At 57.0% G+C, this 13,084-nt stretch carries 16 protein-coding genes; 5 read left to right on the top strand and 11 right to left on the bottom strand.

All coding sequences use genetic code 11. From position 1 onward, the window contains the following. The first annotated feature begins 1 nt into the window (after position 1). Positions 2–1,435, top strand: coding sequence for a serine-type D-Ala-D-Ala carboxypeptidase (gene dacB / locus KHQ24_RS15170; protein WP_004206185.1), 1,434 nt, complete (start codon positions 2–4; stop codon positions 1,433–1,435). Between the two features lie 52 nt (positions 1,436–1,487). On the opposite strand, the gene cgtA is transcribed toward dacB, so the two are convergent. The 4 genes from cgtA to rplU all read right to left on the bottom strand — a co-directional run bounded on the left by cgtA (position 1,488) and on the right by rplU (position 4,330). Next, positions 1,488–2,666, bottom strand: a complete 1,179-nt coding sequence (cgtA, locus tag KHQ24_RS15165; protein WP_004206186.1) for an Obg family GTPase CgtA — start codon at positions 2,664–2,666, stop codon at positions 1,488–1,490. 15 nt (positions 2,667–2,681) lie between these two features. Then, positions 2,682–3,647, bottom strand: a complete 966-nt coding sequence (locus KHQ24_RS15160; RefSeq protein WP_060656521.1) for a DMT family transporter — start codon at positions 3,645–3,647, stop codon at positions 2,682–2,684. 93 nt (positions 3,648–3,740) lie between these two features. Further along, the gene (gene rpmA, locus KHQ24_RS15155; protein WP_002434222.1) at positions 3,741–3,998 is read right to left on the bottom strand and encodes a 50S ribosomal protein L27; all 258 of its coding nucleotides are present in this window, start codon (positions 3,996–3,998) and stop codon (positions 3,741–3,743) included. A gap of 20 nt (positions 3,999–4,018) precedes the next feature. Beyond that, positions 4,019–4,330 (bottom strand): 50S ribosomal protein L21, encoded by a 312-nt coding sequence (gene rplU, locus KHQ24_RS15150; RefSeq protein ID WP_002918379.1) that lies wholly within the window; start codon positions 4,328–4,330, stop codon positions 4,019–4,021. Between the two features lie 260 nt (positions 4,331–4,590). Here rplU and ispB point away from each other — a divergent pair, with 260 nt between their 5' ends. Beyond that, positions 4,591–5,562: an octaprenyl diphosphate synthase gene (ispB, locus tag KHQ24_RS15145; RefSeq protein WP_004206188.1), complete on the top strand. Its 972-nt coding sequence runs from the start codon at positions 4,591–4,593 to the stop codon at positions 5,560–5,562. A 197-nt stretch (positions 5,563–5,759) separates the two neighbouring features. Continuing rightward, entirely contained in the window at positions 5,760–6,032 is a 273-nt protein-coding gene (sfsB, locus tag KHQ24_RS15140; RefSeq protein ID WP_004206189.1) for a DNA-binding transcriptional regulator SfsB, read from the top strand. A 54-nt stretch (positions 6,033–6,086) separates the two neighbouring features. Here sfsB and murA read toward each other — a convergent pair whose 3' ends face one another. From murA to mlaF, 7 genes are all read right to left on the bottom strand, one after another. Continuing rightward, entirely contained in the window at positions 6,087–7,346 is a 1,260-nt protein-coding gene (gene murA / locus KHQ24_RS15135; RefSeq protein WP_004206190.1) for a UDP-N-acetylglucosamine 1-carboxyvinyltransferase, read from the bottom strand. A 53-nt stretch (positions 7,347–7,399) separates the two neighbouring features. After that, positions 7,400–7,654, bottom strand: coding sequence for a BolA family iron metabolism protein IbaG (gene ibaG / locus KHQ24_RS15130; protein WP_004144910.1), 255 nt, complete (start codon positions 7,652–7,654; stop codon positions 7,400–7,402). Positions 7,655–7,790: 136 nt separating this feature from the next. Further along, positions 7,791–8,081 (bottom strand): lipid asymmetry maintenance protein MlaB, encoded by a 291-nt coding sequence (mlaB, locus tag KHQ24_RS15125; protein WP_048325846.1) that lies wholly within the window; start codon positions 8,079–8,081, stop codon positions 7,791–7,793. Continuing rightward, on the bottom strand, positions 8,081–8,716 hold the full coding sequence (mlaC, locus tag KHQ24_RS15120) for a phospholipid-binding protein MlaC (RefSeq protein ID WP_004206194.1): 636 nt from the start codon (positions 8,714–8,716) through the stop codon (positions 8,081–8,083). The genes mlaB and mlaC overlap by 1 nt, the downstream gene beginning before the upstream one ends. A gap of 18 nt (positions 8,717–8,734) precedes the next feature. Then, positions 8,735–9,286, bottom strand: a complete 552-nt coding sequence (gene mlaD, locus KHQ24_RS15115) for an outer membrane lipid asymmetry maintenance protein MlaD (protein WP_004206195.1) — start codon at positions 9,284–9,286, stop codon at positions 8,735–8,737. A 4-nt stretch (positions 9,287–9,290) separates the two neighbouring features. After that, positions 9,291–10,073 carry a lipid asymmetry maintenance ABC transporter permease subunit MlaE gene (mlaE, locus tag KHQ24_RS15110; RefSeq protein ID WP_004150949.1) on the bottom strand — a complete coding sequence of 261 codons (783 nt, stop codon included), beginning with the start codon at positions 10,071–10,073 and terminating at the stop codon, positions 9,291–9,293. Between the two features lie 7 nt (positions 10,074–10,080). Further along, positions 10,081–10,893 carry a phospholipid ABC transporter ATP-binding protein MlaF gene (gene mlaF, locus KHQ24_RS15105; RefSeq protein ID WP_004206196.1) on the bottom strand — a complete coding sequence of 271 codons (813 nt, stop codon included), beginning with the start codon at positions 10,891–10,893 and terminating at the stop codon, positions 10,081–10,083. A gap of 209 nt (positions 10,894–11,102) precedes the next feature. Here mlaF and KHQ24_RS15100 point away from each other — a divergent pair, with 209 nt between their 5' ends. Both KHQ24_RS15100 and kdsD read left to right on the top strand, forming a co-directional pair. Then, a complete protein-coding gene (locus KHQ24_RS15100; protein ID WP_004206198.1) occupies positions 11,103–12,080 on the top strand; it encodes a calcium/sodium antiporter in 978 nt (325 codons plus the stop codon). Continuing rightward, on the top strand, positions 12,077–13,081 hold the full coding sequence (gene kdsD, locus KHQ24_RS15095) for an arabinose-5-phosphate isomerase KdsD (RefSeq protein ID WP_075201808.1): 1,005 nt from the start codon (positions 12,077–12,079) through the stop codon (positions 13,079–13,081). Before KHQ24_RS15100 ends, kdsD begins: the two co-directional genes overlap by 4 nt. The last annotated feature ends 3 nt before the right edge of the window (positions 13,082–13,084 follow it).

Below are 13,084 nucleotides of genomic sequence, written 5' to 3'. Positions count from 1 at the left end.
TATGCGATTTCCCAGATTTATCATCGGATTGACTGCCGGTATAGCGCTTAGCGCTCAGGCGGCGAATATTGACGAGTACATCACCCAGCTTCCCGCCGGTGCGAACCTTGCCTTTATGGCGCAAAAGGTCGGCGCGTCGACGCCGGAAATCGACTATCACAGCCAGCAAATGGCGCTTCCAGCCAGTACGCAAAAGGTCATCACCGCGCTGGCGGCGCTGCTGCAACTGGGGCCCGATTTTCGCTTCACCACCACGCTGGAAACCAAAGGCTCACTGGACGGCGGCGTGCTGAAAGGCGATCTGATCGCCCGCTTCGGCGGCGACCCAACGCTGAAGCGGCAGGATATTCGCAACATGGTGGCGACGCTAAAAAAAGCTGGCGTGCAGCGTATCGACGGCAATGTGCTTATCGATACCTCGGTCTTCGCCAGCCATGATAAAGCGCCGGGGTGGCCGTGGAACGACATGACGCAATGCTTCAGCGCTCCGCCTGCGGCGGCGATTGTCGACCGCAACTGCTTCTCGGTCTCGCTGTATAGCGCGCAGAAGCCGGGCGATCTCGCCTTCATTCGCGTCGCCTCCTATTATCCGGTCACCATGTTCAGTCAGGTTCGCACCCTGGCGCGCGGCTCATCGGAAGCGCAGTATTGCGAACTGGACGTGGTGCCGGGCGACCTCAACCGCTATACCCTCACCGGCTGCCTGCCGCAGCGTAGCGAACCGCTGCCGCTGGCCTTTGCGATACAGGATGGTGCCAGCTATGCCGGGGCGATCCTTAAAGCGGAGCTGAAGCAGGCGGGGATCGCCTATAGCGGCACGCTGCTGCGTCAGACACTGGCCAATGAGCCCGGTACGGTATTAGCCACCACCCAGTCGGCGCCGCTGCACGATCTGCTGCGGATCATGCTGAAGAAATCCGACAACATGATTGCGGATACCGTTTTTCGTACCATCGGTCATGCCCGGTTCGGCGTACCAGGGACCTGGCGGGCAGGATCCGATGCCGTACGTCAGATCCTGCGTCAACAGGCTGGTGTTGATCTTGGCAACACCATCATCGCCGACGGCTCTGGCCTGTCGCGCCACAACCTGATCGCCCCGGCGACCATGATGCAGGTGTTGCAGTATATCGCCCAGCACGACACCGAGCTCAACTTCATCTCTATGCTGCCGCTGGCGGGCCATGACGGCTCGCTGCAGTATCGCGCCGGCCTCCATCAGGCGGGCGTCGATGGCAAAGTCTCGGCGAAAACTGGGTCACTGCAGGGGGTTTATAACCTTGCGGGCTTCATCACTACCGCCAGCGGGCAAAAGGTGGCCTTCGTGCAATACCTCTCCGGCTACGCCGTGGAGCCAGCCGATCAGCGTAATCGCCGCATACCGTTGGTGCGCTTTGAAAGCCGGCTTTATAAGGATCTGTACCAGAACAACTAAAAACAAAAGGGCCGCATCAGATGCGGCCCTTTTTGATCCAAAGAAGTCAGGATTAGCGTTTGTAGATGAATTCGACGCCTTCTTCGTCGTCTTCGTCCCAGTCGTCATCCCAGTCTTCGTCATCTTCCACTTCGGCTTCGGCCTCTTCAAGCTGCTGACGGTGATAGTCGTCCCACATAAACTCGACTTTCTCCGGCTTCTGCTCTTCTTCCGCCTGCACGATGGGGTTTTCGATGATGAAGGTCATCACGTCCCAGCACAGATCTTTCACGCCCTGCTGGCTGGCGGCGGAGATCAGGTAGAATTTCTCTTCCCAACCAAGCGCTTCAGCAATCGCCTTCGCTTTAGCTTCGGCTTCCGCTTTGTCCATCAGGTCAATCTTGTTAAAGACTAACCAGCGCGGTTTGGAGGCCAGCTTCTCGCTGTATTTCTCCAGCTCGCCGATGATGATGCGCGCGTTCTCAACCGGATCGGAACCGTCGATAGGCTCGATGTCGATCAAGTGCAGCAATACGCGGCAGCGCTCAAGGTGCTTGAGGAAGCGGATACCGAGGCCTGCGCCTTCCGCTGCGCCTTCAATCAGCCCCGGGATATCGGCGACCACAAAGCTCTTCTCGTTGTCCATACGCACCACGCCCAGGCTTGGTACCAGGGTGGTAAACGGATAGTCAGCCACTTTTGGCTTGGCGGCGGAGACCGCACGGATGAAGGTGGATTTACCGGCGTTCGGCATCCCCAGCATTCCGACGTCCGCCAGCAGCATCAGCTCCAGCTGCAGGTCGCGCTTATCACCCGGCGTACCCATGGTCTTCTGACGCGGGGTACGGTTAACGGATGATTTAAAACGGGTGTTGCCCAGACCGTGCCAGCCGCCCTTCGCCACCATCAGACGCTGACCGTGTTTGGTCATATCGCCCATGGTCTCGCCGGTGCCCTGGTCGATAACCCGGGTCCCGACCGGCACTTTTACCGTCACGTCTTTACCACGCTTACCGGTACAGTCGCGGCTCTGGCCATTCTGCCCGCGTTCGGCGCGGAAAGATTTTTCAAAACGGTAGTCGATCAGGGTATTCAGGTTCTCGTCCGCTTCCAGCCAGACATCGCCGCCGTCACCGCCATCGCCGCCGTCCGGGCCGCCTTTCGGAATATATTTTTCGCGGCGGAAGCTTACGCAACCATTGCCGCCGTCACCTGCTACGACCAGGATCGTTGCTTCATCTACAAACTTCATTTTACTCTCCGTAAATCATTCGCCTGAGCGGGGCAGCGGTACTACCGCCTCTCGCTTACGCCAACGTCCCCAAAGACGATGACCGATGGCGGAATACATCGCGCCCGCAACCACGACAAACGCACCGAGATAACCAATCAGGTTTAACATCGGTCTGGCGAAAACATCGGGCCAGGCCATTGATAATAAATCAGAAAACAGTAGCGTAAACAGTGGCGTCAAGGTGATTAACGCGCTGACCTGCGCCGCCTGCCAGCGCGCCATGGCTTCCGCCAGCGCCCCGTAGCCGACCAGGGTATTTAGCCCGCAAAAAATCAGGCATGCCAGTTGCCAGCTGCTTAACCGGGATATCACCCCAGGCTCAGCGAGCGGCAGTAATGCAATCGTACATAAAGTGTACAGCAAAAATAGTATCTGCTGCGATGCCAGACGGCGCAATAACACCTTTTGCGCGACGCCGTAGCTTACCCACACCGTGGCGGCAGCAACGCCGAAAATTACCCCCCACGTGTAGTCCGTCAGGCGGGTAAAGATTTCAATCAGGCTGGTGTTGAAGAACATCACCAACCCGCAGAGCAGCATCAACGCGCCCACCACCTGGGTGCCGCGCATGCGCTCTTTCAGAATCACGACGCTAGCCACCATCATGCCCACCGGCGATAGCTGGCCGATGACCTGAGAAGCCGTGGGACTGAGATACTGCAGGGAAGAACTGAACAGAATAAAGTTACCGAACAGGCCGCCGGTGGCAATCGCTAATAAGACCAGCCAGCGCGGCTTGCGAAAAATCCGCAGCGGCGGCAGTTTGCCTTTGATCGCGAGGATCGCGCCAAGGCCAATACTGGCCATCAGGAAGCGATAAAACACCACCGTTGGCGGCGCCATCACCTCAAGAACCTGCTTCATTGCAATCGGCAACGCTCCCCAACACATCGCGGTGGTAAGCGCCAGAATAATGCCAATCCCAGCCTGCTGCTTCATGCCTGTTTCCCTGCAAAAATTTTCCGGTAGACGAATGTAAAAAGCCCCGCAACACGTTGCGGGGCTTTCATCCGTTACCGGGACGCGAAAAACTTATTCAGCAACGATGCTGATGAATTTACGGTTTTTCGGGCCTTTAACTTCGAACTTGACTTTACCGTCAGTCAAAGCGAACAGAGTGTGGTCACGGCCGCAACCAACGTTGGTGCCAGCGTGGAATTTGGTACCACGTTGACGAACGATGATGCTACCTGCCAGAACTGCTTCACCGCCGAAACGTTTTACGCCCAGACGTTTAGCTTCTGAATCGCGACCGTTACGAGTCGAGCCGCCAGCCTTTTTATGTGCCATTTAAATCTACTCCTCAGGTCTTAGGCGCTGATGCCAGTGATTTTCACATCAGTGAACCACTGACGATGGCCCTGCTGCTTACGATAGTGTTTACGACGACGAAACTTAACGATTTTAACTTTCTCGCCACGACCGTGAGCAACAACTTCAGCTTTGATTACGCCGCCCTCAACGAAAGGAACGCCGATCTTGATTTCTTCACCGTTTGCGATCATCAGCACTTCAGCGAACTCAACAGCTTCGCCAGTTGCGATGTCCAGCTTTTCCAGGCGAACGGTCTGACCTTCGCTTACTCGGTGTTGTTTACCACCACTTTGGAAAACCGCGTACATATAAAACTCCGCTTCCGCGCACCTCTTCGTGTGATTCAGAGTGCGCTATAAATATTCACAATAGGGCGCGAATATTACGCAAAACGCGAGCCTTTGACAAGAGCGATTAGCGATCAATGCAGAAAAAAAACACAACTTTCACGACAACGTTTATCTACGGCAATTTTTCAGTACAATCATATCTTCTTTTAATTCTGTCTTAATCCTTCTGTGATCCCACCTGGATTCATGGTAACAGGACATTTGGCCCGGCTTTTGCGATGAATTTAGAAAAAATCAATGAGTTAACCGCGCAAGATATGGCGGGTGTCAATGCGACGATTCTTGAGCAACTCAACTCCGATGTTCAGCTTATCAATCAGTTAGGCTATTACATCGTCAGCGGCGGCGGCAAACGCATTCGCCCGATGATTGCTGTGCTCGCCGCGCGCGCGGTGGGTTATCAGGGGAGCGCGCATGTCACCATTGCTGCGCTGATTGAATTTATTCATACCGCCACCCTGCTGCATGACGACGTCGTCGATGAGTCTGATATGCGTCGCGGCAAAGCCACGGCAAATGCGGCGTTTGGCAATGCCGCCAGCGTGCTGGTCGGCGATTTTATCTATACCCGCGCCTTTCAGATGATGACCCAGCTGGGCTCGCTGAAGATCCTCGAGGTCATGTCGGAAGCGGTGAACGTCATTGCCGAAGGCGAAGTGCTGCAGCTGATGAACGTCAATGACCCGGATATCACGGAAGAGAACTACATGCGCGTCATCTACAGCAAGACGGCGCGTCTGTTTGAGGCAGCCTCGCAGTGTGCGGGACTGCTGGCCGACTGCACTGCGGAAGAAGAGCGCGCGTTGCAGGATTATGGCCGCTATCTCGGCACCGCTTTCCAGCTGATCGACGATTTACTCGATTACAGCTCCGACGGAGAGCGGCTCGGTAAAAACGTCGGTGACGACCTCAACGAAGGCAAACCGACGCTACCGCTGCTGCACGCCATGCACCATGGTACCGCCGATCAATCGGCGATGATCCGCGGGGCTATCGAGCAGGGCAACGGCCGCCATCTGCTGGATGCCGTCCTGGAAACGATGGCTGCCTGCGGTTCGCTGGAGTGGACGCAGAAACGTGCTGAAGAAGAAGCTGACAAAGCGATTGCCGCGCTGCAGATTCTCCCGGACACCCCCTGGCGTGAAGCCTTGATCGGGCTGGCGCATATCGCGGTTCAGCGCGATCATTAATCCCCTCTCCCTTCCCGCGCAGTGCGCGGGAAAGTTCCAGTAAAAACCCATTCCCTACCGTAAATTTCCGGATATCTTGATACATTCTGAATATTCCGACGCTTTAACAGAACTTGTTAGAACCTTACCTGGTGCGCGGGTATAGTGTCTCCGTCGCCCATATGGGCCGTTCAGGATCTTTATCACCAGGAGAATTTATGGATAAGTTCATCGACTGGCATCCCGCAGATATTGTTGCTGGATTACGTAAACGGGGAACATCGCTGGCGGCAGAATCGCGACGGCACGGTCTGAGTTCTTCAACGCTGGCGAACGCCCTGACCCGCCCCTGGCCGAAAGGCGAATTAATCATCGCCACGGCGCTGGATACACAGCCATGGGTCATCTGGCCGTCACGCTACCATGATCCGGTAACGCATGAGTTTATCGACAGAACGCAGATGATGCGTCAGAAGAAGATGGACAAGTGATGTGATTATGCGACAAGGACCCGGGAGAGACGCCCGGGCCCTGTCAGGACGCGATTACTCGCCTTTCACGCGCTGAATATTGGCACCCAGCGCCTGCAGTTTATCTTCGATACGCTCATAGCCACGATCAATATGATAGATGCGATCGACGATGGTGGTTCCCTCAGCGATACAACCTGCCAGCACGAGGCTCGCCGAAGCACGCAAATCGGTCGCCATCACCTGCGCGCCCGAAAGCTGCTTCACGCCATGACAGATCGCGGTATTGCTCTCGATCTCCGCGTGAGCACCCATACGGATCAGTTCCGGAATGTGCATAAAGCGGTTTTCAAAGATCGTTTCGGTGATCACGCCGGTCCCTTCCGCGACCAGGTTGAGCAGCGTGAACTGGGCCTGCATATCGGTCGGGAAGCCCGGATGCGGCGCGGTACGCACATTAACCGCTTTCGGACGGTTGCCGTGCATATCAAGGCTGATCCAGTCTTCGCCCGTTTCGATGTCCGCTCCGGCGTCGCGCAGCTTTGCCAGTACGGCATCGAGGGTATCTGGTTGCGCGTTACGGCAGAGGATCTTGCCGCCGGAAATGGCTGCGGCCACCAGGAAGGTCCCGGTTTCAATACGGTCCGGCAGCACACGGTAAACGCCGCCGCCCAGACGCTGCACGCCTTCGATGGTGATGCGATCGGTACCCTGGCCGCTGATTTTTGCGCCCAGCGCGTTAAGGAAGTTCGCGGTATCGACGATCTCCGGCTCGCGAGCGGCGTTTTCGATAATCGTCGTCCCCTCGGCGAGGGTCGCTGCGCTCATGATAGTGACGGTGGCGCCGACGCTCACTTTATCCATCACGATATGCGCGCCTTTCAGACGACCATTGACCGAAGCTTTTACATAACCTTCTTCCAGTTTGATCTCGGCGCCCAGCTGTTCCAGGCCGCTAATATGCAGATCGACCGGACGCGCGCCGATGGCGCAGCCGCCAGGCAGAGAGACTTGTCCCTGACCGAAACGCGCCACCAGCGGCCCCAGCGCCCAGATAGAGGCGCGCATGGTTTTCACCAGATCGTACGGAGCACAGAATACATCGACCGGGCCGGCGTCAATCCACACCGAACCATTGCGCTCTACCTTCGCGCCCAGCTGACTCAGCAGCTTCATGGTGGTATCGATGTCTTTGAGCTTAGGTACGTTCTGGATCTCTACCGGCTCTTCGGCAAGCAGCGCGGAAAAGAGGATTGGCAGGGCGGCGTTTTTTGCACCGGAGATGGTGACTTCGCCCTGAAGGCGAGTCGGCCCCTGAACACGGAATTTATCCATTGATTCTGTTCTCTATTAAAAATTCACATACGCTGCAGGGGATCCCCCACAGCTTAGAAGCCATTTAGTTTGCGGTCTCGCGCCCACTCCTGCGGAGTAAAGGCCTTGATCGACAGCGCATGGATGCGGTTGTCAGCAATATATTCCATCAGCGGCGCGTAGACGCTCTGCTGCTTTTTAACCCGACTCATGCCATCGAACATCTCACCCACAGCAATAACCTGAAAGTGGCTGCCATCGCCAGAGACGTGGACTTCCTGGAGGGGGAGTGCGTTCATCAGCACGGTCTGAATTTCATGATTTTCCATGGGCTCAAATTTATCTGATAGTGAAAACAGCCCAACATCTTAGAGGAAAGTGGCGCGGTCTTAAACAAGCAAAAAGCCCCGGCGAAAAGATTGCCGGGGCTTTCGGAATAGCTTCAGCGCTAAGACACTGAAAAGATTATGGGATCATATCGACAGGCAGGTTGTAAAGACCGACCAGCGTTTGCAGATTTTCGCTCTTGCCGATCAGCTGCGCTTCCCGGCCCTGGCGGCGAATCAGCGCCACAAAATGTACTAACAGCGCCAGGCCCGCCGTGTCCACGCGCGTGGTCTGACTGAGATCGATGATCGCTGTCCCGGCTGTCGCCTGGGCGCGTGCCTCCCAGAGCGGGACCAGCAGATCCTGGTCCAGCTCTCCGTGCAGCGCCAGCGTCTCGCCATCACGAGTCCAGCTCAGCTGCCCGCTCATTATTTTTTCTGTTCCAGGGTGATCGGCTGAGCGGAGATCGCTTTGAGCTGCGCGGTCAGGCCATCAACGCCCTTGGTACGCAGCAGGTCGCTCCACTCGTTTTGTTTGGTGGTGATCATGCTGACCCCTTCCGCAATCATATCGTAGGCCTGCCAGTTGCCGGTCTGGGTATTTTTACGCCACTGGAAGTCGAGACGTACCGGCGGACGGCCGTTCGGGTCGATGATAGTGACGCGGATCGGAATGATGGTCGCGCTGCCCAGCGGCTGTTCCGGGGCAATCTGGTAGGTCTGACCATGGTACATTGCCAACGCCTGGCCATAGGCCTGCTTCAGGTATTCACGGAAGGCGGCAAAATAAGCTTCACGCTGCGCCGGGGTAGCTTCTTTGTAATAGCGGCCCAGCACCAGCGCGCCGGCATACTTCACCTGCACATAAGGCAGAAGCTCCTGGTCGACGATGTCGCGCAGATAGTTAGGGTTGGCCTTGATCTTCGGCTGTTCATTCTTCAGGCGATCGAAGGTTTTCTGCGCCGCTTCATTCATCAGCTTATACGGATTGGACTGGTCTGCCGCCTGGGCGGCGGTCAGCGGGGCAATCACCAGCATGGCGACCATGAGTAAGCGTTTAAACATATCGTGTTTCTCCTGAAATTAATGCGTCGTGCCGGCTGCCGGCGTCGCGTCAGTATGACCTTCTGCCTCGGCCTTATCATTGCCAGAATTCTGATTGTCGCCGCCCTTACTGTTATAAAGGAACTGACCAATCAGATCTTCCAGCACCATAGCGGACTTGGTGTCCTGGATAGTACCGCCGTCTTTAAGAATAGTCGTCCCGAGGTCCGGGTCTTCAAAACCGACGTTCAGCGCCAGATACTGCTCGCCCAGCAGGCCAGAGGTGCGGATCGCCAGCGAACTGGTATCCGGGATATGGTTGTAGCGCTCATCAATATCGAGCTCCACGCGCGGCAGATAGGTTTTCGGGTCGAGGGTGATGTCCGCCACGCGGCCAACAACCACACCGCCGATGCGCACCGGCGAGCGTGCTTTCAGGCCGCCGATATTATCGAAGGTCGCGTAAAGACGGTAAGTCGGCTCGGTACGTAGCGAGGTGACGTTCGCCGCCTTCAGGCAGACAAACAGCGCCGCCAGCAGCGCCACCAGTAAGAACACCCCTACCCAGATTTCATTTTTTTTCGTTTGCATGAACTCAATTCCCAAACATCAGCGCAGTCAGCACAAAATCCAGCCCCAGAACCGCCAGCGACGCATGCACCACGGTGCGCGTAGTCGCCCGGCTAATCCCGGCGGAAGTGGGGATAGCGTCATAACCATTGAATAACGCAATCCAGGTTACCGTAATGGCGAATACCAGGCTCTTAATCAGGCAGTTCACCAGATCCATTCGCCAGTCGACGGCATTTTGCATCGCGGTCCAGAAAAAACCACCATCAATGCCTTTCCAGCTCACGCCCACCAGCGCTCCACCCCAGATCCCCACCGCAACGAAGATAATCGTCAGCAGCGGCAGCGAAATGACGCCGGCCCAGAAACGGGGAGAAATGACGCGGCGCAGCGGATCCACCGCCATCATCTCCATACTGGAGAGCTGTTCCGTGGCCCGCATCAGGCCAATCTCGGCGGTCAGCGCCGACCCGGCGCGACCGGCAAACAGCAGCGCGGCGACCACCGGCCCCAGCTCGCGCAGCAGCGACAGCGCCACCAGCATGCCAAGACTGGTCTCTGCGCTGTAGGTGGTTAAGACCAGATACCCCTGCAGCCCGAGCACCATACCGATAAACAGGCCCGATACAATGATAATCAGCATCGACAGAACGCCGACGTTGTAGAGCTGACGAACCAGCAGCGGCGCGTGCTTGCGAAACTCTGGCTTGCCGACAACGGCGTTGAACAGCATTAATCCGGCGCGTCCAAAGGTCGCGGTGGTTTTAATACCGCGATGGCCTAGCGCGGCCAGCGCATTAAACAGCATCAGTCGCTCAACTCCCTATGCCTAATAAATCATGGTGATAGTCGCCAGCCGGATAACGGAACGGCACCGGGCCGTCGGCAATACCATCAATGAACTGACGAACCCGAGGGTCAGCATTCTCACGTAGCGACTGGGCGCTGCCGTGGGCGACAATCTTTTTATCCGCCACGATATACGCATAGTCCGCAATGCTCAGCACCTCAGGCACATCGTGCGAAACCACGATGCAGGTGACACCCAGCGTGCTGTTGAGTTCAGAAATCAGCTTCACCAGCACGCCCATGGTGATGGGATCCTGCCCGACGAACGGTTCGTCGAACATAATGAGATCCGGCTCCAGGGCAATGGCCCTCGCCAGGGCGGCGCGGCGCGCCATGCCGCCGGAAAGCTCAGAGGGCATTAACTTCGCCGCACCGCGCAGCCCTACCGCCTCCAGCTTCATCATCACCGTCGTATGCAGCAGCGCAGGCGGCAGATGCGTATGTTCGCGCAGCGGGTAGGCGACGTTGTCAAAGACATTGAGGTCGGTGAACAGCGCCCCGGACTGGAAAAGCATGCTCATCCGCTTACGCACCGTGTACAGACGCGAACGGGTCATCTGCGGCACGTTCTCGCCATCGAACAGGATCTCTCCCCTGTCCGGCGGGATCTGTCCGCCGATCAGGCGTAACAGGGTAGTCTTGCCGATCCCCGAAGGTCCCATAATCGCAGTAATTTTACCGCGCGGCACCGACAGCGAGATGTCGTCGAAGATCACGCGATCGCCGCGAGAAAAGCGGATACCGCGCACTTCAACTAAATTCGCCTGAGTTTGGCTCATAAAATCATCCTTACTAAGCACCTGATGGGCAAGCATCGCCCTTTCTTACGCCACAATCACAACATTTTTACAGAATCTTACCTGCACAGGTTAGCGAAAGCTGGCATTTGTTTTACTTTTGGCACGCATAAAGTCAAAATTAAGAATTCGTTACGCTGCGTAGGGATAACCCAGCGAGGCGACGATTATACCTGAAGAAAGGACTTTAGATGCTCTTAGCGACGGCTCTGTTAATTATTGGTTTATTGCTGGTTGTCTACAGTGCCGATCGTCTGGTCTATGCCGCCTCCATCCTCTGTCGCATGTTGGGGATCCCGCCGCTGATCATCGGTATGACGGTGGTGAGTATTGGCACTTGCCTGCCAGAGATCATGGTTTCCACCGCGGCCTCGCTGCATGGACAGACCGATCTGGCGGTGGGCACCGCGCTCGGCTCCAACATTACTAATATTCTCCTGATCCTCGGTCTGGCTGCCTTACTCAGGCCATTTACCGTGCATTCTGATATTCTGCGCCGCGAATTACCGCTAATGTTGCTGGTCAGCGTACTGGCAGGGCTGGTGCTCTATGATGGTCAACTGTCCCGTCTCGACGGCCTGTTTTTACTGGCGCTGGCGCTGCTATGGCTGCTGTTCACCATCAAAATCGCCCGTCTGGCGGAACGCCAGGGAAGCGATAGCCTGACCCGCGAACAGCTGGCCGAACTGCCGCGTGAAGGGTCGCTGCCGGTCGCTCTGCTGTGGTTAGGGGTGGCGATGATCGTCATGCCGATGGCCACCCGCATGGTGGTAGATAACAGCACGGTGCTGGCAAACTATTTTGCCATCAGTGAACTGACCGTCGGCCTGACGGTAGTGGCGATAGGCACCAGCCTGCCGGAGCTGGCCACCGCCATCGCCGGGGCGCGCAAAGGGGAAGATGACATTGCCATCGGCAATATCATCGGCGCAAATATCCTCAATATTGCGCTGGTGCTGGGTTTGCCGGCGCTGATCGCGCCGGGAGCCTTTGCGGCGGAAGCCTTTACCCGCGACTATGGCGTGATGTTGCTGGTCAGCCTGATCTTCGCCGTGCTGTGCTGGCGCCGCCAGCAGCAGCCGGGACGACTGGTTGGCGCGCTGCTGGTCGGCGGTTTTGTGGTTTGGTTGGCGATGCTGTTCTGGACAGCGCCGCTCTTCGTTGAATGACTCGGGATAACATCATGTCGCAAATAGATTTGCCCACGGATTTTGACTTTCAACAGGCAGGCCGTCAGGTGCTGGAAATTGAACGTGAAGGTCTGGCCCAGCTCGATCAGTATATAAATGACGATTTCACCCGCGCCTGCGAAACGATTTTCCGCTGCGGCGGGAAGGTCGTGGTGATGGGGATGGGCAAATCCGGCCATATCGGCCGCAAAATGGCGGCAACCTTCGCCAGTACCGGCACGTCGGCATTTTTTGTCCACCCAGGCGAAGCCGCGCACGGCGATTTGGGCATGGTTACGCCGCAGGACGTGGTGATTGCGTTGTCGAACTCCGGCGAATCGAACGAAATCCTCGCGCTGATCCCGGTACTGAAACGCCAGCAGGTGAAGCTTATCTGCATCACCAGCCGGCCTGAAAGCAGCATGGCGCGCGCGGCGGATATCCATCTGTGCGTGAAAGTGCCGAAGGAGGCCTGTCCGTTAGGGCTGGCGCCCACCTCCAGCACCACCGCCGCGCTGGTGATGGGCGATGCCCTCGCCGTCGCCCTGCTGGAAGCCCGCGGCTTTACCGCTGAGGATTTCGCTCTCTCGCATCCGGGTGGCGCACTCGGTCGTAAGCTGTTGCTGCGCGTCAATGATATTATGCATACCGGTGATGAGATCCCGCACGTCGGCCTGCAGGCCACCCTGCGCGATGCGCTGCTGGAAATCACCCGTAAAAATTTAGGTATGACCGCTATCTGCGATGACGACATGAACATCATCGGTATCTTTACCGACGGTGACCTGCGCCGGGTCTTCGACACCGGCGTTGATATGCGCGATGCCAGCATTGCCGACGTCATGACCCGGGGAGGGATCCGTATCCGTCCCGGCACCCTGGCGGTGGATGCGCTAAACCTGATGCAATCCCGTCATATCACCTGCGTGCTGGTTGCCGATGGCGACCATCTGCTGGGTGTGGTACATATGCACGATCTCCTGCGCGCGGGCGTAGTGTAAGTA

Origin of the sequence: Klebsiella sp. 54, assembly GCF_018223875.1 — a bacterium.
Taxonomy (GTDB): Bacteria; Pseudomonadota; Gammaproteobacteria; order Enterobacterales; family Enterobacteriaceae; genus Klebsiella; species Klebsiella quasipneumoniae.
Note: the sequence above shows the minus strand (reverse complement) of the source record. Positions and strands in the feature narration are given on the sequence as shown.